The 22,011-nt window shown below is 66.9% G+C and carries 19 protein-coding genes; 8 read left to right on the forward strand and 11 right to left on the reverse strand.

The features are described from left to right. Window positions 1–113: 113 nt before the first annotated feature. On the reverse strand, window positions 114–812 hold the full coding sequence (locus tag H261_RS03965) for a glutathione S-transferase N-terminal domain-containing protein (RefSeq protein ID WP_008614553.1): 699 nt from the start codon (window positions 810–812) through the stop codon (window positions 114–116). 80 nt (window positions 813–892) lie between these two features. Further along, entirely contained in the window at window positions 893–1,315 is a 423-nt protein-coding gene (locus H261_RS03970; RefSeq protein ID WP_008614555.1) for a bacteriohemerythrin, read from the reverse strand. 183 nt (window positions 1,316–1,498) lie between these two features. Between H261_RS03970 and gcvA the strand changes: the two genes are divergently transcribed. Continuing rightward, window positions 1,499–2,389, forward strand: a complete 891-nt coding sequence (gcvA, locus tag H261_RS03975; RefSeq protein WP_040475675.1) for a transcriptional regulator GcvA — start codon at window positions 1,499–1,501, stop codon at window positions 2,387–2,389. Here gcvA and H261_RS03980 read toward each other — a convergent pair. Beyond that, entirely contained in the window at window positions 2,374–3,165 is a 792-nt protein-coding gene (locus tag H261_RS03980; protein ID WP_008614565.1) for a crotonase/enoyl-CoA hydratase family protein, read from the reverse strand. The genes gcvA and H261_RS03980 overlap by 16 nt on opposite strands. Before the next feature lie 185 nt (window positions 3,166–3,350). On the opposite strand from H261_RS03980, the gene H261_RS03985 reads away from it, so the two are divergent. The 7 genes from H261_RS03985 (at window position 3,351) to H261_RS04015 (ending at window position 14,241) form a co-directional block, all read left to right on the forward strand. Next, window positions 3,351–4,232 (forward strand): glycine--tRNA ligase subunit alpha, encoded by an 882-nt coding sequence (locus H261_RS03985; protein WP_008614567.1) that lies wholly within the window; start codon window positions 3,351–3,353, stop codon window positions 4,230–4,232. 3 nt (window positions 4,233–4,235) lie between these two features. Then, window positions 4,236–6,302 (forward strand): glycine--tRNA ligase subunit beta, encoded by a 2,067-nt coding sequence (glyS, locus tag H261_RS03990; protein ID WP_008614568.1) that lies wholly within the window; start codon window positions 4,236–4,238, stop codon window positions 6,300–6,302. Between the two features lie 108 nt (window positions 6,303–6,410). Beyond that, window positions 6,411–9,095: a pyruvate, phosphate dikinase gene (ppdK, locus tag H261_RS03995; protein ID WP_008614569.1), complete on the forward strand. Its 2,685-nt coding sequence runs from the start codon at window positions 6,411–6,413 to the stop codon at window positions 9,093–9,095. A 110-nt stretch (window positions 9,096–9,205) separates the two neighbouring features. Next, window positions 9,206–9,613, forward strand: coding sequence for a response regulator (locus H261_RS04000; protein WP_008614570.1), 408 nt, complete (start codon window positions 9,206–9,208; stop codon window positions 9,611–9,613). Window positions 9,614–9,864: 251 nt separating this feature from the next. Next, window positions 9,865–12,450 (forward strand): sensor histidine kinase, encoded by a 2,586-nt coding sequence (locus H261_RS04005; protein WP_152426692.1) that lies wholly within the window; start codon window positions 9,865–9,867, stop codon window positions 12,448–12,450. Window positions 12,451–12,629: 179 nt separating this feature from the next. Next, window positions 12,630–13,088, forward strand: coding sequence for a response regulator (locus H261_RS04010; RefSeq protein WP_008614572.1), 459 nt, complete (start codon window positions 12,630–12,632; stop codon window positions 13,086–13,088). Window positions 13,089–13,149: 61 nt separating this feature from the next. Then, complete coding sequence (locus H261_RS04015) at window positions 13,150–14,241, forward strand: cobalt-precorrin-5B (C(1))-methyltransferase (protein WP_008614573.1); 1,092 nt, start codon at window positions 13,150–13,152, stop codon at window positions 14,239–14,241. Here the strand turns inward: H261_RS04015 and H261_RS04020 are convergent. From H261_RS04020 to H261_RS04055, 8 genes are all read right to left on the reverse strand, one after another. Further along, window positions 14,233–14,982: a cobalt-precorrin-6A reductase gene (locus H261_RS04020; protein ID WP_008614574.1), complete on the reverse strand. Its 750-nt coding sequence runs from the start codon at window positions 14,980–14,982 to the stop codon at window positions 14,233–14,235. The two genes, H261_RS04015 and H261_RS04020, sit on opposite strands and share 9 nt — an antisense overlap. Further along, window positions 14,979–15,389 carry a response regulator gene (locus H261_RS04025; RefSeq protein WP_008614575.1) on the reverse strand — a complete coding sequence of 137 codons (411 nt, stop codon included), beginning with the start codon at window positions 15,387–15,389 and terminating at the stop codon, window positions 14,979–14,981. Before H261_RS04025 ends, H261_RS04020 begins: the two co-directional genes overlap by 4 nt. Window positions 15,390–15,471: 82 nt before the next feature. After that, entirely contained in the window at window positions 15,472–17,388 is a 1,917-nt protein-coding gene (locus H261_RS04030; protein ID WP_008614576.1) for an ATP-binding protein, read from the reverse strand. 19 nt (window positions 17,389–17,407) lie between these two features. Further along, window positions 17,408–17,782, reverse strand: coding sequence for a response regulator (locus H261_RS04035; protein ID WP_040475676.1), 375 nt, complete (start codon window positions 17,780–17,782; stop codon window positions 17,408–17,410). Window positions 17,783–17,792: 10 nt separating this feature from the next. Continuing rightward, complete coding sequence (locus H261_RS04040; protein WP_008614578.1) at window positions 17,793–18,314, reverse strand: chemotaxis protein CheX; 522 nt, start codon at window positions 18,312–18,314, stop codon at window positions 17,793–17,795. Between the two features lie 100 nt (window positions 18,315–18,414). After that, window positions 18,415–19,566, reverse strand: a complete 1,152-nt coding sequence (locus H261_RS04045) for a sensor histidine kinase (RefSeq protein ID WP_008614579.1) — start codon at window positions 19,564–19,566, stop codon at window positions 18,415–18,417. Between the two features lie 22 nt (window positions 19,567–19,588). After that, window positions 19,589–19,960 carry a response regulator gene (locus tag H261_RS04050; protein WP_040475677.1) on the reverse strand — a complete coding sequence of 124 codons (372 nt, stop codon included), beginning with the start codon at window positions 19,958–19,960 and terminating at the stop codon, window positions 19,589–19,591. 223 nt (window positions 19,961–20,183) lie between these two features. Then, window positions 20,184–21,962 carry an acyl-CoA dehydrogenase gene (locus H261_RS04055; RefSeq protein WP_008614603.1) on the reverse strand — a complete coding sequence of 593 codons (1,779 nt, stop codon included), beginning with the start codon at window positions 21,960–21,962 and terminating at the stop codon, window positions 20,184–20,186. Between the last annotated feature and the right edge of the window lie 49 nt (window positions 21,963–22,011).

A 22,011-nucleotide genomic window follows, 5' to 3' on the forward strand; every position in this document is an offset into this window, starting at 1 on the left:
AATCACGACGATAAAGATGCATATTTTATACTTGTATAGATTTTCTTGTTTAAATAACTTTTGTTATATTAGTAACTGCCGTTTGTCCGGTCATAAGGTGTTGCTGATATGCATCATTTGCCCTGGGTGTTAGCCGTCTGTCCGAACAGTATTTTCTTGGCCTCTTCGGTAACCACCCGCTGGGTATTGACCTCGTCGGCGCGGGCATAGGCCTTCTGGACCGCCGGGCGGGCGGCGATGGCCTGGAACCAGCGCTTGAGGTGGGGGAAGTCGTCCAGGTTCTGGCCCTGGCGTTCCCACGGCACGATCCAGGGATAGGAGGCCATGTCGGCGATGGAATACGCGCCCGCCATGAACTCGCTTTCGGCCAGGCGGCGGTCGAGCACGCCGTACAGCCGGTTGGTCTCCTTGACGTAGCGCTCGATGGCGTAGGGGATCTTCTCCGGGGCGTACTGGACGAAGTGATGGTTCTGGCCGAGCATGGGGCCGAGACCGCCCATCTGCCAGAACAGCCATTGCAGCGTCCCGGCCCGCCCGCGCGCATCGGCGGGCAGGAAACGGCCGCATTTCTCCGCCAGATAGACCAGGATGGCCCCGGATTCGAACACGCTGAGCGGCGCCCCGCCGTCGGCGGGCTGGTCATCGACGATGGCCGGCATGCGGTTGTTGGGAGAAATGCGCAGGAAGTCGGGCTGGAACTGCTCGCCGGTGGAGATGTTGACCGGCCTGATGCGGTAGGGCAGGCCAGCCTCTTCCAGGAAGATGGTGATCTTATGCCCGTTGGGCGTGGTCCAGTAGTAAAGGTCGATCATTCAGGCGCTCCTGTTCGATGCCTCTGACAGGTAGGCCGCCGCCGGCAGGGCGGAAGCCCTGCCGATGGTATGAGGCCGGATCAGCGCCACTGCTCGACCTTCATCTTGCCCTTCATCTTGAGGTCGGTTTCCAGAATATGGTTCATCAGCCAGTGGTTCAGGAAGGCCGACATCTCGCCGGCGGCCACGGCCAGATCGGCGTACTGGCCGGCGTTGAACTTGGCGATGTAGTCGCCCAGCGTCTTCCGGAGGGCGGCGTGCTGGCGCTTGTTCTCCTCCAGGCCCTCGTACTTGGCCACCGCCTGGATGTATTCCTCGCGGGCGAAATGGTCGTAGGCGTAAAGCTGCAGCCGTTCCAGGGTAACCTGAATGGCGTGCTTGTCGATGCCGTCGGGCGCCTTGGCCTTGGCCTCGAATTCATTGATCAGTCCGATAAGTTCCTTGTGGTCGGCGTCGATCTCGATGTCGCCGACCTTCAGCGTTTCGTCCCAGGCGATGGCCATGGTTGTTTCCCCCTTTGGCTACGTCCTTAGGGTAACGTGTCCGGCGGCCGGGCTCAACGGCGGAACCGGGGGAGTGAACGGCAACGGATGAATTGCGATCACCCGAAAGTGGCGGCAAATCGTTTGCAAAGTGGTCCCGGGCTCCGGACACTGGGGAACAAGCCACCGTCCGGGTTGAATGCCATGGCCTACCGACTTCCTCCGCTCAACGCGCTGCGCCTGTTCGAGGCGGCGGGCCGCCATCTCAGTTTCAAGCTGGCTGCCGAGGAATTAAATCTCACCCCCAGCGCCGTCAGCCACGGCATCGCCTCGCTGGAGGATTGGCTGGGGGTGTCGCTGTTTGCCCGCGGCCACCGCTCGCTCAGCCTGACCGCCGCCGGGCGGGCCTATCTGCCGCGTATCCGCGACGTGTTGCAGCAACTGGCCGGCGCCACCGAGGCGGTGCCCGGGCGGCGGCCCAGCGGAAGGCTGTCGGTCAGCGTCGCCCCCAGTTTCGGGCTGCGCTGGCTGATTCCGGGCCTGCCCCGCTTCAACCAGAGACACCCCGATATCGAGGTGACCCTGGACACGGCGCGGCGTCAGGTGGAGTTCCCCCGCGACGGTATCGACGTGGCCATCCGCATGGGGCAGGGGGGCTGGCAGGACCTCTACAGCCTGTGCCTGACCATGGAAGATCTGGTGCCGGTCTGCGCCCCCGCCTTGGCCGCCGAGATCCGCACGCCCGCCGATCTCAAGGGCCGGACGCTGTTGCAGGTGACCAACATCTCCGAGGACTGGGCCGCCTGGGCCGATCTGGCTGGGGTGGAGGGGCTGGATTTGGAGCGCGGCCTTAAGCTCGACACCCTGCACATGGCCTGGGAAGCGGCGGCCCAGGGGGTGGGCATCGCCCTGGGCCGCCTGCCCCTGGCCGCCCCGGACCTGGACAGCGGGCGGCTGGTCCCCGTGCTGGGACCGCCGCGCCGCTGCCGCACCGGCTATTGGCTGGTGGCGGGCCGCGATTCCCTGGCGCGGCCCGAGGTGGTCGCTTTCCGCAACTGGCTGCGCGAGGAACTGGCGGTTCACGCCCCCCTGTAGACCGGCGCCCGGTGGCCGATCCAGGCGTCGAGACCTTCGCGCAGATCGTGGGTATGGGCCATGCGGGCGAATTGCTCGCCTTCCACGGCCAACCCCTCGGCGATGGACAGGTTGATGCCGCGCGTCACCGCGTTGATCACCGCGCGGGCCGCCAGGGGCGAGTGGCGGATGATGCGTCCGGCCATGTGGCGCGCCGCCTCCATGAGGGTGTGGTGAGGCACCACGGCGTTGACCAGCCCCATCTCCAGCGCCCGCTGCGGCTTGAACGCATCGCCGGTCAGCAGCAGTTCCAGGGCGCGCTTGCGCCCAGCCAGCCGGGGCAGGCGCTGGGTGCCGCCGAAGGTGGGCGGCATGCCCAGGTTGATCTCCGGCTTGGCGAACACCGCCCGCTCGCTGGCCACGGCCAGATGCACCGCCTCGGTGATCTCGCAGCCGCCGCCATAGGCGATGCCGTTGACCGCCGCGATGACCGGCTTGCCGAAGGCCTCCAGCCGGGCGGTCATGGCCTGGCCGCGCCGCACGAAATCGCGCATGGCCCTGTCGCCGCCCGCCGCCACCCCGCGCGCGAACTCGTGGATGTCGGCTCCGGCCGAGAAGGCGCGCTCGCCCGCCCCGGTCAGGATCACGGCGGCGACCATCTCGTCGGCTTCCAGCGTGTCGAGGACCGCCATCAGGGTGTCGACCAGTTCGTAGCTGATGGCATTGAGCTTTTCCGGGCGGTTGAGGGTGATGGTGGCGATGTTGCCTTTCACCTCGCACAGGATGCAGTTGGACATGGCGGGGTCCTCCGTCGTTGAACGCGGCCATGGTCGACCACCGGGCGGCCCCGGCGCAAACGCAGGGTTTTCACCGCCGATTGCCTTCCGCTCACGGGAAACGCCGCCCTCGGTCTTGACCGAGTCAGGCGGCATGGCTAGGGTTGCGGCAATTTCGCGGCAACCTGATTGAACGGCGGTTTTCCATGGGCATTATCGGGACCAAGAAGCCGAGCTTCCAAAGCCTGATCCTCACCCTGCAGGCCTTCTGGGCCGAGCAGGGCTGCGTCATCCTCCAGCCCTACGACATGGAGGTGGGCGCCGGGACCTTCCATCCGGCCACCACGCTGCGCGCGCTGGGTCCCGACCACTGGAAGTGCGCCTATGTCCAGCCGTCGCGCCGGCCCAAGGACGGCCGCTACGGCGAAAATCCCAACCGCCTGCAGCATTACTACCAGTATCAGGTGCTGCTAAAGCCCTCGCCGCCCAATTCCCAGGAACTGTACCTGGAAAGCCTGCGGCGCTTGGGGGTCGATCCCCTGGCCCACGACATCCGCTTCGTCGAGGACGATTGGGAGAGCCCGACGCTCGGCGCCTGGGGCCTGGGCTGGGAGGTGTGGTGCGACGGCATGGAGGTGACCCAGTTCACCTATTTCCAGCAGGTGGGCGGCATCGAGTGCGATCCGGTGGCGGTGGAGCTGACCTACGGGCTCGAGCGCCTCGCCATGTACATCCAGGGCGTCGAGAACGTCTATGACCTGGACTTCAACGGCGACGGCGTCACCTATGGCGACGTCTTCCTGCAGGCGGAGAAGGAATACTCCGCCCACAATTTCGAGCATGCCAATACCGATATGCTGCTCCAGCATTTCCTCGACGCGGAAAAGGAATGCCAGAACCTGCTGGCCGCCAATCTGGCGCTGCCCGCCTATGACCAGTGCATCAAGGCCAGCCACCGTTTCAACCTGCTGGATGCGCGCGGCGTGATCTCGGTCACCGAGCGCCAGGCCTATATCGGCCGCGTCCGCGCCCTGGCCAAGGCCTGCTGCGAAGGCTGGCTGGCGTCCCGCGCCCCCAAGGAGGCCTGATCCATGGCCGAGTTCCTGCTTGAGATCTTCTCCGAGGAAATCCCCGCCCGCATGCAGGCCCGCGCCGCCGACGACCTGCGGAACATGGTCGCCGACGGCCTGGGCAAGAACGGCATCGCCTTCGACGCGATACGCTCCTACGTCACGCCGCGCCGCCTGGTGCTGGTGATCGAGGGCCTGCCCCAGGCCGGTCCCGACGTGTCGGAAGAGAAGCGCGGCCCGCGCGTCGGCTCGCCCGCCCAGGCCATGGACGGCTTCCTCAAGTCCTCCGGCATGAGCGTCGAGCAGCTTGAGCAGCGCGACACCGGCAAGGGCGTGTTCTATTTCGCGGTGATCAACCGCAAGGGCCGTCCGACGCCCCAGGTCCTCAAGGACGTGGTGGAGGGCGCCATGGCCGCCTTCCCCTGGCCCAAGAGCCAGCGCTGGGGCGCCAATTCCATCCGCTGGGTGCGCCCCATCCAGTCGATCCTGGCCCTGTTCGGCGGCGTGGTGGTGCCGGTGGAATTCGGCCCCGCCACGGCCGGCGACCTGACCTCCGGTCATCGGTTCCTGGCGCCTGAAACGTTCCGTGTCAAGGACTTCGCCGACTATCTTGCCAAACTGCGTCATGCCAAGGTGATGCTCGACCCGGTCGAGCGCCGCCACGCCATCCTGTCCGGCGCCGAGGCCCTGGCGGCTTCCGAGGGGCTGACGCTGAAGGCCGACGACGGTCTGCTGGCCGAAGTCACCGGGCTGGTGGAATGGCCGGTGCCGCTGGTGGGCTCCATCGACGACACCTTCATGGACGTGCCGGCCGAGGTGCTGATCACCTCCATGCGCTCGCACCAGAAGTACTTCTCGCTGTTGAAGGCCGACGGTTCGCTGGCGCCGCGCTTCATCGTCATCTCCAACATGGAGACGAATGATGGCGGCAAGGCGGTGGTGGCCGGCAATCAGCGCGTGCTGCGCGCCCGCCTGTCCGACGCCAAGTTCTTCTGGGACACCGACCGCAGGCAGCGGCTGGATTCGCGCCTGCCCAAGCTGGCGGAGCGCACCTTCTACGCCAGCCTCGGCACCGTCGCCGACAAGGTGGACCGCATCGCCGCCCTGGCCGGCAACATCGCCGGGATGATCGGCGCCGACATTGCGGCGGCCGTGCGGGCGGCGCGTCTGGCCAAGGCCGATCTCTCCACCGAACTGGTGGGCGAGTTCCCCGAACTGCAGGGCCTGATGGGCCGCTACTATGCCCTGAACGACGGCGAGACGCCGGAGGTGGCCGACGCCGTCGCCGCCCATTACGCGCCGCAGGGGCCGGGCGATACCTGCCCCACCGCCCCGGTCTCGGTGGCCGTCGCCCTGGCCGACAAGATCGATTCCCTGGTAGGCTTCTTCGCCATCAACGAGAAGCCGACCGGCTCGAAGGACCCCTTCGCGCTTCGCCGCGCCGCGCTCGGCATCATCCGCCTGGTGGTGGAGAACGGCCTGCGCTTGCCCCTGTCCCAGGCCATCTTCCTGGCCTCGGGCCATTACAAGGCCAATCTGGTCAATTCGCCGGGCGAGGTGGCCAGCGACCTGCTCAACTTCTTCGCCGACCGTCTGGCGGTGGCGCTGAAGGAGAAGGGGGTGCGCCACGATCTGATCACCGCCATCTTCTCGCTGGGCGGCGAGGACGATCTGGTCCGTCTGCTGAAGAGGGTGGAGGCCCTGGGCGCCTTCCTGGAATCCGACGACGGCGCCAACCTGCTGATCGCCCATCGCCGTGCCGCCAACATCGTGCGCATCGAGGAGAAGAAGGACGGCACCGTGTTCGCCGGTTCCGCCGACGAGGCCCTGCTGCGCCAGGACGAGGAGAAGGCCCTGGCCGCCGCCCTGGCCGATGTGGGGCCGGCGGTGGAGAAGGCCCTGGTCGCCGAGGACTTCGCCGCCGCCATGGCCGCGCTGGCCCGCCTGCGCCGGCCGGTGGATTCCTTCTTCGACAAGGTGACGGTCAACGCCGACGAGGCGGGCTTGCGCGCCAACCGCCTGAAACTGCTGGCCCTGATCGGCGCGGCCATGGGCCGGGTGGTCGACTTCTCCAAGGTCGAGGGGTAGATAGGGCGACTGCCTATTTTCAATCCCTCTGGGACGTTGCATGATGAAGCCCGCGCCGCACTCGGTGGCGCGGGTTTTCCTTTTTACGGATCGGGGACGAGAACGGCCATGACGAAATGGGTCTACAGCTTCGGTGGCGGCAAGGCGGAAGGTCGGGCCGACATGAAGAACCTGCTGGGCGGCAAGGGCGCCAACCTGGCGGAGATGAGCAACCTGGGCATCCCGGTTCCTCCCGGCTTCACCATCAGCACCGAGGTCTGTACCTATTACTACGCCAACGGCGAGACCTATCCCCAGACCCTGAAGGACGAGGTGATGGCCGCCCTTTCCCAGGTGGAGGAGGACATCGGGCTGAAGTTCGGCTCCACCGCCGATCCGCTGCTAGTCTCGGTGCGCTCGGGGGCGCGGGCCTCCATGCCGGGCATGATGGACACCATCCTCAACCTCGGCCTCAACGACAAGTCGGTGGAGGGCCTGGCCAAGCGGTCGAACGACGCCCGCTTCGCCTATGACAGCTACCGCCGCTTCATCCAGATGTATTCCAACGTGGTGCTGGGCGTCGACCATCACAATTTCGAGGAGATCCTCGATGAGGTGAAGGAGGACAAGGGCGTCAGCCTGGATACCGACCTGGACGCCGCCGACCTGAAGAAGGTGGTCGCCAAGTACAAGGACAAGGTCGCCGAACAGCTGGGCAAGCCCTTTCCCCAGGACGTGCACGAGCAGCTGTGGGGCGCCGTCGGCGCCGTGTTCGGCTCGTGGATGAACCAGCGCGCCATCACCTATCGCCGCCTGCACGATATCCCCGCCGAGTGGGGCACCGCCGTCAACGTGCAGTCCATGGTGTTCGGCAACATGGGCAGCGACTGCTCCACCGGCGTGTGCTTCACCCGCAATCCCTCCACCGGCGAGAACGAGTTCTACGGCGAGTTCCTGGTCAACGCCCAGGGCGAGGACGTGGTGGCCGGCATCCGCACCCCGCAGCAGCTGACCCTGGCCGGCAAGAACGCCCAGTCGTCCGACCTGCCGGCCATGGAAGAGTGCATGCCCGAGGTGTTCAAGGAGCTGAACGCCATCCGCCACAAGCTGGAGGCGCACTACAAGGACATGCAGGACATGGAGTTCACGGTTCAGCAGAACCGCCTGTGGATGCTCCAGACCCGCACCGGCAAGCGCACCACCAAGGCGGCGCTGAAGATCGCCGTGGACATGGCGCGCGAAGGCCTGATCACCCGCAAGGACGCCATCAAGCGCATCGATCCCGCCTCGCTGGACCAATTGCTGCACCCGACGCTGGACCCCAAGGCGCCGCGCAAGATCCTGGGCCGCGGCCTGCCGGCCTCGCCCGGCGCCGCCTCGGGCAAGGTGGTGTTCTCGGCCGAGGAGGCCGAGGATTGGGTGAACAACCGCAAGGAAAAGGTGATCCTGGTCCGCATCGAGACGTCGCCTGAGGACATCGGCGGCATGCATGTCTCGGAAGGCATCCTGACCACGCGGGGCGGCATGACCAGCCACGCCGCCGTGGTGGCGCGCGGCATGGGTACGCCCTGCGTCGCCGGGGCCGGCGAGATCAGGGTCGATTACGCCGCCAAGACCATCAAGGTGGCCGGGCAGGTGGTCAAGGAGGGTGACATCATCACCCTGGACGGTTCCACCGGCGAGGTGTTCATCGGCGCCGTCGCCACCATCCAGCCGGAACTGACCGGCGATTTCGGCACCCTGATGGAGTGGGTGGACACCATCCGCACCCTCAAGGTCCGCGCCAACGCCGAGACGCCGCTGGACGCCGCCACGGCGCGCAAGTTCGGGGCCGAGGGCATCGGCCTGTGCCGCACCGAGCACATGTTCTTCGATCCCAAGCGCATCATCGCCATGCGCGAGATGATCCTGGCCGAGACCGAGAAGGGCCGCCGCGCCGCCCTGGCCAAGCTGCTGCCCTTCCAGCGCCAGGACTTCATCGAGCTGTTCGAGATCATGCAGGGCCTGCCGGTGACCATCCGCCTGCTCGACCCGCCGCTGCACGAGTTCCTGCCCAATTCCGAGGCCGAGATCGCCGAGGTGGCCAAGGAAGCCGGGGTGGAGCCCGCCGTGGTCAAGGCCCGCAACACCGCCCTGCACGAGAACAACCCCATGCTCGGCCATCGCGGCTGCCGTCTGGGCATCACCTACCCGGAAATCTACGAGATGCAGGCCCGCGCCATCTTCGAGGCGGCGGTGCATGTGTCGCGTGAGACCGGGCGTACCGTGGTGCCCGAGATCATGATTCCCCTGGTGGGCGCCAAGAAGGAGCTGGACCTGATGAAGGCCTGCATCGACAAGGAGGCCGAGGCGGTGTTCGCCGAGCAGAAATACTCGGTGAAGTACATGGTCGGCACCATGATCGAACTGCCGCGCGCCGCCCTGCTGGCCGGCGAGATCGCCAAGACCGGCGAATTCTTTTCGTTCGGCACCAACGACCTCACCCAGACCACCTTCGGCATGAGCCGCGACGATTCCGGCCCGTTCCTGGAAGTCTACCGCGCCAAGGGCATCTACGAGCACGACCCCTTCGCCAGCCTGGATCAGGCCGGCGTCGGCGAACTGATCAGGATCGCCGCCGAGCGCGGCCGCGCCACCCGCGCCGGTCTCAAGCTCGGCATCTGCGGCGAGCATGGCGGCGATCCGGCCTCCATCCACTTCTGCCAGGGGGCCGGCCTGGACTATGTGTCCTGCTCGCCCTATCGCGTGCCCATCGCCCGGCTGGCGGCGGCCCAGGCGGCCCTGGGCGGTTCGTCCTCCTCGGGGACGGCCTGACGGGCAAGAAAAGGAAAAGGGCCCTCCGGGGCCCTTTTCTGCGTCTGGGGGCTGGAAACCGCCGTGGTGCCATACTAAAGTTATTATATGGCAGTAGGGAGGTATGGGGCATGACCGCGCACGAAGATACCGGCTTCACCGCCTGGATGGGTGGCAAGGTGTTCATGGTGGTCGAGGACATGACCTCGGCCCGCATGCTGGAAGCCAGCCTGCTGCGCGGCCTGGGCGCCAGGAAGGTGATTCCCGCCACCGACGGCGCCGACGCCCTGGCCAAGCTGGACCACGCCGACCATGTGCCCGACATCATCATCAGCGATTGGACGATGCCCGAGGTGGACGGCCTGGCCCTGCTGGAGGCCGCCAAGGCCAGGTATCCCCAGGTCCAGTTCATCATGCTGACCGCCCGGACCGACCTGGACGACGTCCGTCTGGCCCGCGCCAAGGGGGTGGACGGCTATGTGGGCAAGCCCTTCACCAAGGAAACCCTGGTGGCGGCGCTGAGGAAGCTGCAGGGGTAGGGACGGAGAAATACTCCGGCAAGGCCTCACCGGCAGGAAGGCCGGGCGGATTCGCCGGAGGAGATGGCGATCTCTCCAGTTGAATTGCGCCACATACTATTTCTCATTGGCGATATGACAGGATGATGGCGTATGACGAATTTTTCATGTGCCTCAGGCCTGTATGCTCGATTCCAGGATGGAACAGTTCTTGAGAACCATCGGGGATTGGCCTTACCCTGGCAGCCGGGGCTTGGGGGGCGGGAGGTAATGTGGATTTCAGGTCGTTGCGGATAAGGATTCTCGTCCTTTTCCTTCTGTCCTTCCTCGGGGTCGGTGCGGTGGTGGCGCTGGTGCTTGCCGGCTCGCTGCAGCGCGACATGGAAAATCTGCTCGCCCGGCAGCAATTCGCCTTCGTGAGCGGATTGGCCGATGAACTGGACCAGAAGATCAAGCTGCAGATCGAAGCCATGGAGCGGGTGGCCGTCCTGATTCCCGGTTCCGGCTGGGACGACGAGGGGGCGCTGACGGCCTTTCTGGAGAACCGTGCCGGCATCAAGGGCTTCTTCGCCGGGGGACTGCTCATTCTCGGCCATGACGGCACGGTGCGGGCCGAGGCGCCCGCCCTGGGGCGGCGGGGGAAGGATGTGGCCCGGCTGAAGGGGGTTGACTCGGTCGTCGCCACCGGCCGCTCGCTGGTCAGCGAGCCCTATTTCGACCCGGCTCTCGACCAGCCGGCGGTGGCCATGGCGGTACCCATCCGCCGCGGCGGGAAAATCCTTGGCGCCCTGGTGGGAACCGCCACCCTGGCCCAAAGCAATTTTCTCGGCCGTCTGGTGGAGCAGAAGGTGGGCGAGACCGGCGGCCTTTACATGGTATCGCCGAAATCCGGCCTCATCGTCGTCTCCACCAACAAGGAACGCACCTTCAAATCCCTTCCCGGGCGCGGGGTCAACGCCATGCTCGACCGCTATGTGGACGGCTACGAGGGGTCGGGGGTGACGGTCAGTTCGCTGGGGATCGAGGAACTGACCTCGGCCCGGCGCATCGCCTCCACCGGCTGGGTGCTGGTGGCGCGGCTGCCCACCGCCGAGGCCTTCGAGCCCATCACCGGCATCAACAGCCGCCTGATCGCCGCCTTGGCGGGGCTGGGACTGGTGTCGCTGGGGCTGCTGTGGCTGGTGCTGCGCGCCGCCCTGTCGCCGCTGCACCGCGCCACCGGCCGCATCCAGGCCATGGTCGACGGCAGCGCTCCGCTCGAGGCCCTGGAGGTCTCGCGGGCCGACGAGGTGGGGCGGATGATCGGCGCCTTCAACGCGCTGCAGGCCAAGGTCGCCGCCGCCGAGGCGGCGCTGCGCGAGCGCGAGGCCCTCTACCATGCGCTGTTCCGCGGCTGCAAGGCGGTGGAACTGCTGATCGATCCCGCCGACGGGCGGATCATCGACGCCAATCATGCCGCCGAGACTTATTACGGATGGTCCCATGACCAGCTGGTTTCCATGCGCATCTCGGAGATCAATATCCTGGACAAGGCGGCCATCGCCGAGGAGATGCGCAAGGCCAAGGCCGAGGAGCGCGACCATTTCGATTTCCGCCACCGTGTCGCCTCGGGCGAAATCCGCGACGTGGAGGTGTGGTCCGGGCCGGTGCGGGTCACCGGGCGCCAGTTGCTCTATTCCATCGTCCATGACGTGACGGCGCGGCGGCAGGCCGAGCACGAGGTTCGCTCGTTGCTGGCCTTCCGCCGGGCGGTGCTCGACGGGGCGGGCTCGTCCATCATCGCCACCGCCACCGACGGCACCATCTTGCTGTTCAACCCCACCGCCGAGCGCTGGCTGGGCTATGGCGCCGACGAGATGATCGGCCGGTCATCGCCCGGGATCTTCCACGATCCCGGCGAGGTGGCCCGGCGCGCCACCCAGTTGAGCGAGGAACTGGGCCGTCCGGTCGAGGCCGGGTTCGAGTGCTTCGTCGCCAAGATCCTGGCCACCGGCAAGCCCGACAGCGGCGAATGGACCTATGTCAGGAAGGACGGCGGGCGTTTCCGCGTGTTGCTGACCGTCACCGCGCTATACGACGACGGCGGGGAACTCAGCGGCTTTCTCGGCATCGCCCAGGACATCGCCGCCCGTCTGTCGGTGGAAAAGGAGCTGAAGCGCTCCAACGCCGAGTTGGAACACTTCGCCTATGTGGCCTCCCACGATCTGCGCCAGCCGCTGCGCATGGTCAGCTCCTACATCACCCTGCTGCAGCGCCGCCTGGGCGACCTCCTCGATGACGATTGCCAGGAATTCATCGGCTTCGCGGTGGACGGCGCCAAACGCATGGACCACATGATCACCGATCTGCTGGAATATTCCCGTATCGGGCGCAGCGGCGCCGTCCCCGAGCCGGTCGATCTGGACGAGGTGGTGCGGCTGTCCCTGGCCAATCTGGGGGCGCTGCTCCAGGAGCACGGTGCCACCGTCCGTGTGGCCGAGGGGTTGCCGGCGGTCATGGGCAACGCGGTCGAACTGGAACGGCTGTTCCAGAACCTGATTTCCAACGCGGTGAAGTTCCAGGCGGCGGGCCGCCCGCCTCGCGTGGAGGTGACGTGGAGCGCCGCTCCGGACGAATGGATCATCTCCGTCCGCGATAACGGCATCGGTATCGACACGTCGGGGCAGGTCCGGCTGTTCCAGATCTTCCAGCGGCTGGTGGGTCAGGACGAGTATCCGGGAACCGGCATCGGACTGGCGTCGTGCCGCAAGATCGCCGAACACCATGGCGGGCGGATCTGGCTGGAATCCACGCCGGGCGAAGGCTCGGTCTTCCGGGTGGCCCTGCCCCTTTCGGAAGGGGCGGGCGTGCCGGCCTGATCCCACCGCCGCGAACCTGCATTTCACACGCATATTATGTTTGTGCCGTCCTGGGCCTGTTCAAGGCATGGTTGCGTTTTGGCGGCGCCGGGGCTAGGCTGGTTTCCTGGCGTCGCATTGGGAGAGGGCGGCGTTTTTGGTATTTGTGCGGGAGTATCGTCGACGTGTGGGGCCGGCAGATGCAGCAAAGTCAGGTGGCACCCTTCGAAGTTCTGATCGTCGACGACGAGCCGGGGGATGTGGAGCTGATCCGTTCGGCCATCGTCGAGGGGCGGTTCACCTGTCGTACCCACGTGGCCTGCGACGGGGTCGAGGCCATGGCCTTCATGCGCAAGGAGGGGCCGGCCTATGCCGCCGCCGCCACCCCCGATCTGGTGCTGCTCGACCTCAACATGCCGCGCATGACCGGGCGCGAGGTGCTGGCCGCCATGCAATCCACCGGTCACCTGGCGCGTATTCCGGTGGTGGTGCTGACTACCTCGGACGTGGAGCGCGACGTGCTGCAGGCCTATGACCTGGGGGCCTCGGGCTTCGTGACCAAGCCGGTGGATATCGAACAGCTGTACACCGCCATCCACGGCATTCAGGATTACTGGTTCGGCGTGGTGCGCAAGCCGGGCATGGACGGCAACCTCTGATCTCTTCCGACCGGCGCAATCTGGTATAAGACGTGCCAGGGACGATTGGCGGCGGACGGTCATGGCCGAGGACGACAAGGGACAAGCATTGCGGTCGGGCTGGACCACCGGGGCCTGCGCCACGGCGGCGGCCAAGGCCGCCTGCGCCGCCCTGTTCGGCGAGGGCTTTCCCGACGCGGTCGCCATCACCCTGCCCGGCGGCCGGCAGCCGGTCTTTTCCCTCGCCTTGAGGGAGAGCGGCCCCGGCTGGGCCAGGGCCGGGGTGGTCAAGGATGCCGGCGATGATCCCGACGTCACCCATGGGGCGACCATCATCGCCACCCTGCGCCATGCCGCCGCCGGGGCGGGGCTGGTGTTTCGGGCGGGACCGGGAGTGGGCACCGTCACCAGGCCGGGCCTGCCCCTGGGCATCGGCGAGCCGGCCATCAATCCGGTCCCCCGCCGGCTGATCGGCGAGGCGGTGGCCGCCATCGCCGCCCGCCATGGCGCGCCTTGCGACCTGGAGGTGGAGATCTCGGTGCCGGGCGGCGAGGATCTGGCCATCCGCACCTGGAATCCCCGCCTCGGCATCCTGGGCGGCATTTCCATCCTGGGAACCACCGGGGTGGTGGTGCCCTATTCCTGCTCGGCCTGGATACACTCCATCCAGCGCGGCATCGACGTGGCCCGGGCCTGCGGGCTGGCCCATGTGGCCGGTTGCGTCGGCTCCACCTCGGAAAAGGCGGTGCGCCGGGTCCGTGGCCTGGGCGAGGAGGCGATCATCGACATGGGCGATTTCGCCGGCGGCATGCTGAAATACCTGCGCCGCCATCCGGTACCCCGCGTCACCATCGCCGGCGGCTTCGCCAAGATGTGCAAGCTGGCGGCGGGCGAGATGGACCTGCACTCCAGCCGCTCGCAGGTGGATATGGCCTGGCTGGCCGCCCAACTGGGACGAGTGGGGGCCGATGCCGGGCTTGTCGCCGCCGCCGCCGGGGCCAATACCGCGCTGGAAGTGCTGGAAATGGCCGGTCCGCTGCCCCTGGGCGAGGCCGTCGCCCGCCAGGCCCTGGCGGCGGCGCGGGCGGTGCTCGACAATGCCGCGGTCAGCCTGGACGTGCTGGTGGTGGACCGGCAGGGCAGGGTGATCGGCGACAGCGGCGGTTCAGGCTGAGAGTGTCGCTCTGACCCAGGCGGCGGCCTCTTGCGCCGACCCAGCGCACGGCCCCTCGGGGCGGGACGGACGGCAGTGCATCAGGACCGGCAGGCCCAACTCCGCCGCCGCGTCCAGCTTGGCGCGGGCGGCGGTTCCGCCGCTGTTGCGGCAGACGATTGTGTCGATGGCGTGCTCTTGCAGCAAAGCACGCTCCCCGGCCAGGACGAAGGGGCCGCGATCGGCGATCAGGATGAAGCGGGCGGGAGCGGGGACCGGGGGCGTTTCCTCGGCGAAGCGCAACAGGAACCACAGGCCGTCCAGCCCGACGAAGGCGGCCAGCTCCTGGCGTCCCGCCGCCAGGAAGGCCCGCCGCGATGTGCGGCGCAGATGGGCCGCCGCCTCGTCCCAGTTCTCCACCTCCGTCCAGCGATCTTGCGGCCCGGCAACCCAGGCGGGGCGGTCGAGGCGCAGGAGCGGCAGGCCGAGGGCGGCGCAGGCCCGCGCCGCGTTCCAGCCCATGCGGCTGGCGAAGGGATGGGTGGCGTCGACCACCAGGCGGATGGCCTCGGCGCGCAGATAATCCATCAGGCCGCCTTCGCCGCCGAATCCGCCGACGCGGCTTTCGCCGGGGGGCCGGCGGGGCATGGCGGTCCGCCCCGCCAGGGAGGAGATGACCCGCAAGCCATGGTCGCCGGCCAGGATGCGGGCCAGTTCGGCCGCTTCGGCGGTGCCGCCCAGGATCAGGACGCTTTCCGTCATCTCCCGTCGGCCAGGGGATCGGCGCGGTGCGGGCGGGGCAGGATTCCGATGCCGGCCGCCGTCAGCTTGGCCGCCAGGATCTCCACGTCGAAGGGCTTCATGATGTATTCGTCGGCCCCTTCGGCCAGGGCGTTGTTGATGTGCTCGAGGTCGCTCTCGATGGTGCACAGCACCACCTTGGGCGACCTGCCGCCCGGCATGGCGCGCAGCGCCTTGAGGAAGGTGAAGCCGTCCATCACCGGCATGTTCCAGTCCACCAGCACCAGATCGGGCATCCCGGCGGCGCAGATGGCCAAGGCGTCCTCGCCGTTTTCCGCCTCGCTCACCCGCAGGCCCAACTGCGCCAGCATGCGGCTGTGGACGGTGCGGATCAGCTTGGAATCGTCGATCACCAGGCAATGGCTCATGGCAGGGGTCGTCTCGGGCATTGGAAAGGGGGATCAGTATAGCGGGCGGACGGTCGGCCCGCGAAGACTCGGACGGTGACGATTACAGACGGAATTGCCGGGCAAGCTCCGATTTGGTCTCGTCCCAGTCGCGGCGCAGCCGCTGGATCAGCTGCTCCACCCGCTCCGGGTCGCCGTCCTGCATGGCCTCGCCGATGGCGATTGCCAGGTTCTCCAGCCACGGCGTGCCGGAATAGGCGGCCAGTCCCTTCAATTCGTGGACGGCCGCCCCGACGATCCTGAGGTCGCCACCGGCCGCCTCCAGGCGGACGCAGATATCCTCGCCGCTGTCGATGAAGGTGCGGGCCAGGATGGCGGCGTTGTCGCCGCCCAGTTGCTCGGCCATGCGGGTCAGGGAGTAGCCGCCGCCCTGGCCGCCGGCGGCCGGCGGGGCCTGGCGGATCAGTACCTCGGCGATGGTCGAGCGCAGCAGCAGGGGATCGATGGGCTTGGCCACGTGCCCGTCCATGCCCGCCGCCCGGCAGCGGGCGATGTCGTCGGCCATGGCGTTGGCGGTCAGCGCGATGATGGGGATGCGGGCCACCGGGCCGGGCATGGCGCGGATGCGCCTGGCCGTCTCGGGGCCATCCATCTCGGGCATCTGCATGTCCATGAGGATCAGGTCGAAGCTTTCCTGCCGCAGCCTGTCCAGCGCTTCCAGGCCGTTGCCGGCCACGCTGACCCGGTGGCCCTCGCGGTCGAGCAGGCCGGCGGCGACCTTTTGGTTGAAGACGTTGTCCTCGGCCAGCAGGATCGACAGGGTGGGGATGGCGGGGAGATCGGCGCGCGGTGCCTCGGCGGCGGGGGAGGCGGCCGGCGGATAGTCCAGGCGGAACCAGAAGCGGCTGCCCAGGCCCTTGGTGCTGTCCACGCCGATCTGGCCGCCCTGGGCGGCCACCAGCTTCTTGCAGATGGCGAGTCCCAGGCCCGAGCCGCCGAAGCGCCGGCTGATGGAGGCGTCGGCCTGATGGAAGGGCTGGAACAGCCTTTCGGCCTGGGCGGAATCGAGGCCGATGCCGGTATCGATCACCGAGAACTCGTAGGTATCGCCCAGGGCGGCGCGGGACAGGCGGAGCACGATGCCGCCCTGGGCGGTGAACTTCACCGCGTTGCCGATCAGGTTGATCAGCACCTGGCGCAGGCGGGCCCCGTCGCCGCCGACCCAGCCGGGCAGGGGGGCGGGGGCGTCGAGCGCCAGGGTCAGCCCCTTTTCCGCCGCCCGGCCGCGCAGCAGCGACACCACGCCCTCGACGGTGTTGCCCAGGTGGAAGGGGGCGTTCTCGAACTGCACCCCGTCGGCTTCCAGGCGCGAGAAGTCGAGGATATCGTTGATGATGCCCAGCAGGGCGGCGCCGGAATCATGCACCACCGCCAGCTTCTCGCGGTCCTCGGCGGCCAGGGGACGGTCCATCAGCAGGTGGACCATGCCGAGGATGCTGTTCATGGGGGTACGGATCTCGTGGCTCATCACCGCCAGGAATTCCGACTTGGCGCGCTCGGCGTTGCGGGCCTGGGTGACCGCCTTCTCCAGGTCGCGGTGCTTGAGCGCCAGTTCGGCATGGGCCTCGGCCAGGGCGTTCTGGAAGTCTTTCAGCGCGCTGATGTCCACCGCGATGGAATACTTGGCGCGCCGCCCGTCGAACCAGGTCAGCATGGTCTCGCGCAGTTGGTACCAGCGGTCGTCGCGGTCGTTGAAATGCTCGAATTCCAGCGAGGACTCGACCCCCTGGGCGATCATTTCCGGCATCTTGCAGAAGCGGCAGGGCTGGGTCTGCTGGTAGATGGCCTCGAAGCACTTGCGCCCCTGCACCACGCCGACCTTCTGGCGCATGGCGCGGTTGGTGCAGATGATGTCGTGGGTGGCGGAATCGGCCACGTAGACCGGAAACGGAATGACGTCGAAGATCACTTCCCAGTAGCCGGGATCGCCGGGATTCAGGCCTGGAAACGGGGACGTCATGCCGTTGGGTATCCCGGGTTCAGGTTGTGCGGGCCATGACCTTGTCGATCATGTCGGACAGCTTTTCCACGCGCACCGGCTTCAGCACGTAGCCCTTGGCCCCGGCATCCAGCGAATCGATGACCATCCGCTCCTGGCCGTGCGAGGTGACCATGATGATGCGGGCGGCGGGGAACTCGCCGATGATCCGGGCGGTGGCCTCGACGCCGTTCATGTCGGGCATGGTGATGTCCATGGTGACCAGGTCGGGATTGCTGGTGCGGTAGGCGTCCACCGCCTTGGCGCCGGTTCCCGCCGTGCCCACCACCTGGTGCCCCATTCCCTCCAGCATCAGGGTCAGCTTCTTAACCGCAATAAGTGAATCATCGACGATGAGGACTTTAAGCGCTGACATCAGGTTTGCCCTAGGATTGGTAGTTCAGGTGGTCGTCGAACAGCTCGCGCGGACCGACGAAGCTTACACTGACGATACCTCTTTCGGTACGTATCCGCATGTTGGCGAATACTGCGTTCTTTGGCCGGTGAATGCAACGCGCATCCTCGATGATCACCGGCGGCGAGAGGGCGATACTCTCCTCGATGTTCTGGAAGTCGGAGGTACAGAGCCCCAGGATGGTATTGACGATTTCCCCTGCGGTTTCCCGCCGGTACAGGTCTTCCTCGCCGTCCGGCACCTCGATGTCGGCGGTGACCCGGATGAACAGGGCCTCGACCAGCGAGGCCTCGAAGCTGAAGGCGATCAGCAGGCTGATGGGGCCGCCCAGTCCGGCGATTACCGTCATGTCGTGAAGATGAAGCTTGGTGACGTCGCAGTCGAAGGTCTCGGCGCCATCCACGGCGATCACCGCCTCGGCGGCCAGCACTTCCCTGGTCTGCCCCAGAATGGAGGCCATGACGCGGGGAATGATGGTTTTGTTGAAGGTCATTCCTTGTCGATCCTTGAGTGGGGCCAGAGCGGACAGTGTCGTCGGCGGCGATCATGCCACGAAATTTCAACCGGGGCGATCGCTTCTCCGCATGACCGGATCAATCCGCCGGTTCGGGATCGACGGGCAGGGTGATGATGAATTCCGATCCGATGGATGAGCCGGGGCGGACCTGGACGCGGCCGCCGTGGCTCTCGACGATCTGCTTGACGATGTAGAGGCCGAGGCCGGCCCCCTTGGTGCCGGTGGCCGAGGGCGAGCGGTAGAACTTCTCGAACACCCGCTCCACCTCGTCGGCGGGAATGCCCGGGCCATGATCGGCGACGGCGATGCGGGCCTCGGCCGGGCCGCCGTCGAGGGAGACCAGCACCGGGCCGCTGCCGGCGGGGGAGTATTTCAGGGCGTTGTCGAGCAGGTTGGAGATGGCGACCCGCAGCATGGCCGGATCGGCCATGGCCGCGGCGCTGGCGCCGATGGTCAGGCGCAGGCGCTCGGCTCCGCCCAGTTCGGCCTTCTCGCGGCAGATATCCTCGACCAGCGGGGCGAGTTCCGTCCGCCGCACCTGCAGCGCCGCCACCGCCGAGGTCAGGCGGTCGTCGGCCAGGCAGACATCGATCAGGTCGGACATGCGGTGGACGGCGCGGTCGATCTTGGCCACCTCCTCGCCCGCCTCCTGCTTGCCGTTGGTGTAGATCTCCAGCAATTGGGCGGCACCGCCGATGATGGACAGCGGCATGCGGAATTCGTGCGACACCATGGCCAGGAAGTTACGCTGGTTGAGGGTGACTTCCTGCTCGGAGGCCAGGGCGCCGTTGAGGCGGCGGTTCTTCAGCGCCAGTTCGGCATGGGCCTCGGCCAGGGCGTTCTGCACCTCTTTCAAGGCGCTGATGTCCACGGCGATGGAGTATTTGGCGCGGCGGCCGTCGAACCAGGCCACCATGGTCTCGCGCAGCTGGTACCAGCGGTCGTCCAGGTCGTTGAAATGCTCGAATTCCAGGTAATTGGCGCCGCATGCCGCGCCGCTCTCCAGTTCCGGCATCTTGCAGAAGGTGCAGGGAGCGGGCTGCTGGTAGATGGCGGCGTAGCACTTGTCGCCGGGCCTGACGCTGACCCGCTGCAGCATGGCGCGGTTGGCGCAGATAATGTCGAAGGTCGTGCTGTCGGCCACATAGACCGGGAAGGGGATGACGTCGAAGATGACTTCCCAATAGCCGGGGTCGCTTGGATTGCCGCCGGGAAATGCTGTCGTCATCGGCCTTCTCGCCTTCGCGCCCTCAAAGGGCGCGTTCCATTACCTTGGCGATCATATCGGAGAGTTTCTCGATGCGCACTGGCTTTAGCACATAGCCCTTGGCGCCGGCGTCCAGGGAATCGATCACCATCCGCTCCTGGCCGTGGGAGGTGACCATCATGATGCGGGCTTCGGGGAACTCGGCGACGATGGCGGCGGTGGCCTCCATGCCGTCCATGTCGGGCATGGAAATATCCATGGTCATCAGGTCGGGACGATGCTGGCGATAGGCCTCGATGGCCTGTCGGCCGGTCGATGCGGTGGCGATCACCTGATGCCCCAGCCCCTCCATCAGGACAAGCAGCTTCTTGACCGTAATGATCGAATCGTCGGCTATAATAACTTTTAGTGGCATTATATGCAATTCTGTAAGCTGTTTGTAGCGCGCGGCGGTGCCTTGTCGAGATTTGAAGTATTGCCGGGCAATAGTGCTGGTCGCAACCGGAATTTATCAGTATTTTTCCTGTGCTTATTTTAGATTGATATCGTGACCGGAAATAAGGTCCATAGGTTGGGCAAAAAGAGAGGCCGGACGTCGCCGTCCGGCCTTGAAGTCAGGTTCGTGAAGGCGGAGCCTGTTAGAGAATGGCTTCGTCCACCGCCATGACGGTGGCGGAACCGCTGATCACCGTCCGCTCCAGGGCGCTTGCCTGGGGCAGGAAATGCTCGGCGTAGAAATGGGCGGTGGCCAGCTTGGCGGCGTAGAAGCCGTCATGGTCGCGGCCGGAATCCATGGCCATCTTGGCGATTCTGGCGGCCAGGGCCACCTGATGGCCGCCGGCCACGATGCCCATCAGGTCCAGGGTGGGAACCGCCGCCGCCGCCGCCAGGCGAGGGTTCTCGCCCGCCACGCCGACCAGCCAGTCCACCACGCGGGCGGCGGCGGCGGCGCCTTCGGCGAGGCGCTGCCCCGTAGCCTGGAGCGAGGCAAGCCCGCCGGCCGACAGCTCGGCGGCCAGCCCGGCGATTTCGGCCAGCATGGTATGGGCGAAGGCGCCCTTGTCGCGCAGGATCTTGCGGCCGATCAGGTCGTTGGCCTGGATGGCGGTGGTGCCCTCGTAGATGGTGGTGATGCGGGCGTCGCGCAGATGCTGGGCGGCGCCGGTTTCCTCGATATAGCCCATGCCGCCGTGGACCTGGACGCCCAGCGAGGCGATGTGTTGGCCCAACTCGGTGCACCAGCCCTTGGCGATGGGGGTGAGGAATTCGACCCGCTGGCTGGCCTCGTAGCGGGCGTTGGGATCGGGATGGCGATGGGCGATGTCCGAGACGGCGGCGGCGGTGTAGTGGATGCCGCGCATGGCCTCGATGCCGCTCTTCATGGTCATCAGCAGGCGGCGCACGTCCGGGTGGTGGACGATGCCGGCCGGGCCGGAACCGGTCCAGCCGGCCGGCTTGCCCTGGACGCGGTCGCGGGCGTAGGAGCGGGCCTGCTGGTAGGCGCGCTCGGCGATGGCGAGGCCCTGCAGGCCGACCGCCAGGCGGGCGTGGTTCATCATGACGAACATGTATTCCAGGCCGCGATGGGGCTGGCCCACCAGTTCCCCCAGGGCGCCTTCGTGGTCGCCGAAGCTCATCACCGCCGTGGGGCTGCCGTGGATGCCCAGCTTGTGCTCCAGCGACACGCACTTGACGTCGTTGGGCTTGCCGTCGGGCAGGATCTTGGGCACCACGAACAGCGAGATGCCCTTGACCCCGGCCGGCGCGTCGGGCAGGCGGGCCAGGACCAGATGGACGATGTTGTCGGCGAGGTCGTGGTCGCCGTAAGTGATGAAGATCTTCTGGCCGGACAGGCGGTATCGGTCGCCGTCGGGAACCGCCCTGGTGCGGATGGCGGCGAGGTCAGAGCCGGCCTGGGGCTCGGTCAGGTTCATGGTGCCGGTCCATTCCCCGGTCACCATCCTGGGCAGATAGAACGCCTTCTGCTCGTCCGAGCCGTAAAGCGACAGGGCGTTGACGGCGCCCTGGGTCAGCATGGGGTTCAGGGTGAAGGCCATGTTGGCCGCCTGCCACATCTCGTGCACGGCGGTGTTGAACAGATTGGGCAGGCCCATGCCGCCGAAATCGGACGGGAAGGGCAGGCCGTTCCAGCCGCCCTCGACGATGGTGGCCCAGGCCTCCTTCCAACCCGGCGCGGTGCGCACCACGTCGTTCTCCTGCCGGGCGCCGTCCTGGTCGCCCACCCGGTTCAGGGGCGACAGCACGCCTTCGGCGATGTGGCCGGCCTCGGTCAGGATGGAATCGGCGGTGTCGGCGGTGGCGTCCTCGAAGCCGGGCAGGGCGGTGATGGAGTCCAGGCCCACCACCTCTTCCATGGTGAAGCGGATGTCGCGGAGCGGTGGAATGTAGGTGGACATAGCTCAGGCTCCCAGCGCGTTGGACAGTTCCGGCAACACCTTGAAGAGA

This window comes from Paramagnetospirillum caucaseum, assembly GCF_000342045.1.
GTDB classification, from domain to species: domain Bacteria; phylum Pseudomonadota; class Alphaproteobacteria; order Rhodospirillales; family Magnetospirillaceae; genus Phaeospirillum; species Phaeospirillum caucaseum.

What these genes read in the sequence shown, in the direction of transcription:
- H261_RS03965 (WP_008614553.1), bottom strand. Translation starts at nt 812, where the DNA reads ATGATCGACCTTTACTACTGGACCACGCCCAACGGGCATAAGATCACC.
- H261_RS03970 (WP_008614555.1), bottom strand. Translation starts at nt 1,315, where the DNA reads ATGGCCATCGCCTGGGACGAAACGCTGAAGGTCGGCGACATCGAGATC.
- gcvA (WP_040475675.1), top strand. Translation starts at nt 1,499, where the DNA reads ATGGCCTACCGACTTCCTCCGCTCAACGCGCTGCGCCTGTTCGAGGCG.
- H261_RS03980 (WP_008614565.1), bottom strand. Translation starts at nt 3,165, where the DNA reads ATGTCCAACTGCATCCTGTGCGAGGTGAAAGGCAACATCGCCACCATC.
- H261_RS03985 (WP_008614567.1), top strand. Translation starts at nt 3,351, where the DNA reads ATGGGCATTATCGGGACCAAGAAGCCGAGCTTCCAAAGCCTGATCCTC.
- glyS (WP_008614568.1), top strand. Translation starts at nt 4,236, where the DNA reads ATGGCCGAGTTCCTGCTTGAGATCTTCTCCGAGGAAATCCCCGCCCGC.
- ppdK (WP_008614569.1), top strand. Translation starts at nt 6,411, where the DNA reads ATGACGAAATGGGTCTACAGCTTCGGTGGCGGCAAGGCGGAAGGTCGG.
- H261_RS04000 (WP_008614570.1), top strand. Translation starts at nt 9,206, where the DNA reads ATGACCGCGCACGAAGATACCGGCTTCACCGCCTGGATGGGTGGCAAG.
- H261_RS04010 (WP_008614572.1), top strand. Translation starts at nt 12,630, where the DNA reads ATGCAGCAAAGTCAGGTGGCACCCTTCGAAGTTCTGATCGTCGACGAC.
- H261_RS04015 (WP_008614573.1), top strand. Translation starts at nt 13,150, where the DNA reads ATGGCCGAGGACGACAAGGGACAAGCATTGCGGTCGGGCTGGACCACC.
- H261_RS04020 (WP_008614574.1), bottom strand. Translation starts at nt 14,982, where the DNA reads ATGACGGAAAGCGTCCTGATCCTGGGCGGCACCGCCGAAGCGGCCGAA.
- H261_RS04025 (WP_008614575.1), bottom strand. Translation starts at nt 15,389, where the DNA reads ATGAGCCATTGCCTGGTGATCGACGATTCCAAGCTGATCCGCACCGTC.
- H261_RS04030 (WP_008614576.1), bottom strand. Translation starts at nt 17,388, where the DNA reads ATGACGTCCCCGTTTCCAGGCCTGAATCCCGGCGATCCCGGCTACTGG.
- H261_RS04035 (WP_040475676.1), bottom strand. Translation starts at nt 17,782, where the DNA reads ATGTCAGCGCTTAAAGTCCTCATCGTCGATGATTCACTTATTGCGGTT.
- H261_RS04040 (WP_008614578.1), bottom strand. Translation starts at nt 18,314, where the DNA reads ATGACCTTCAACAAAACCATCATTCCCCGCGTCATGGCCTCCATTCTG.
- H261_RS04045 (WP_008614579.1), bottom strand. Translation starts at nt 19,566, where the DNA reads ATGACGACAGCATTTCCCGGCGGCAATCCAAGCGACCCCGGCTATTGG.
- H261_RS04050 (WP_040475677.1), bottom strand. Translation starts at nt 19,960, where the DNA reads ATGCCACTAAAAGTTATTATAGCCGACGATTCGATCATTACGGTCAAG.
- H261_RS04055 (WP_008614603.1), bottom strand. Translation starts at nt 21,962, where the DNA reads ATGTCCACCTACATTCCACCGCTCCGCGACATCCGCTTCACCATGGAA.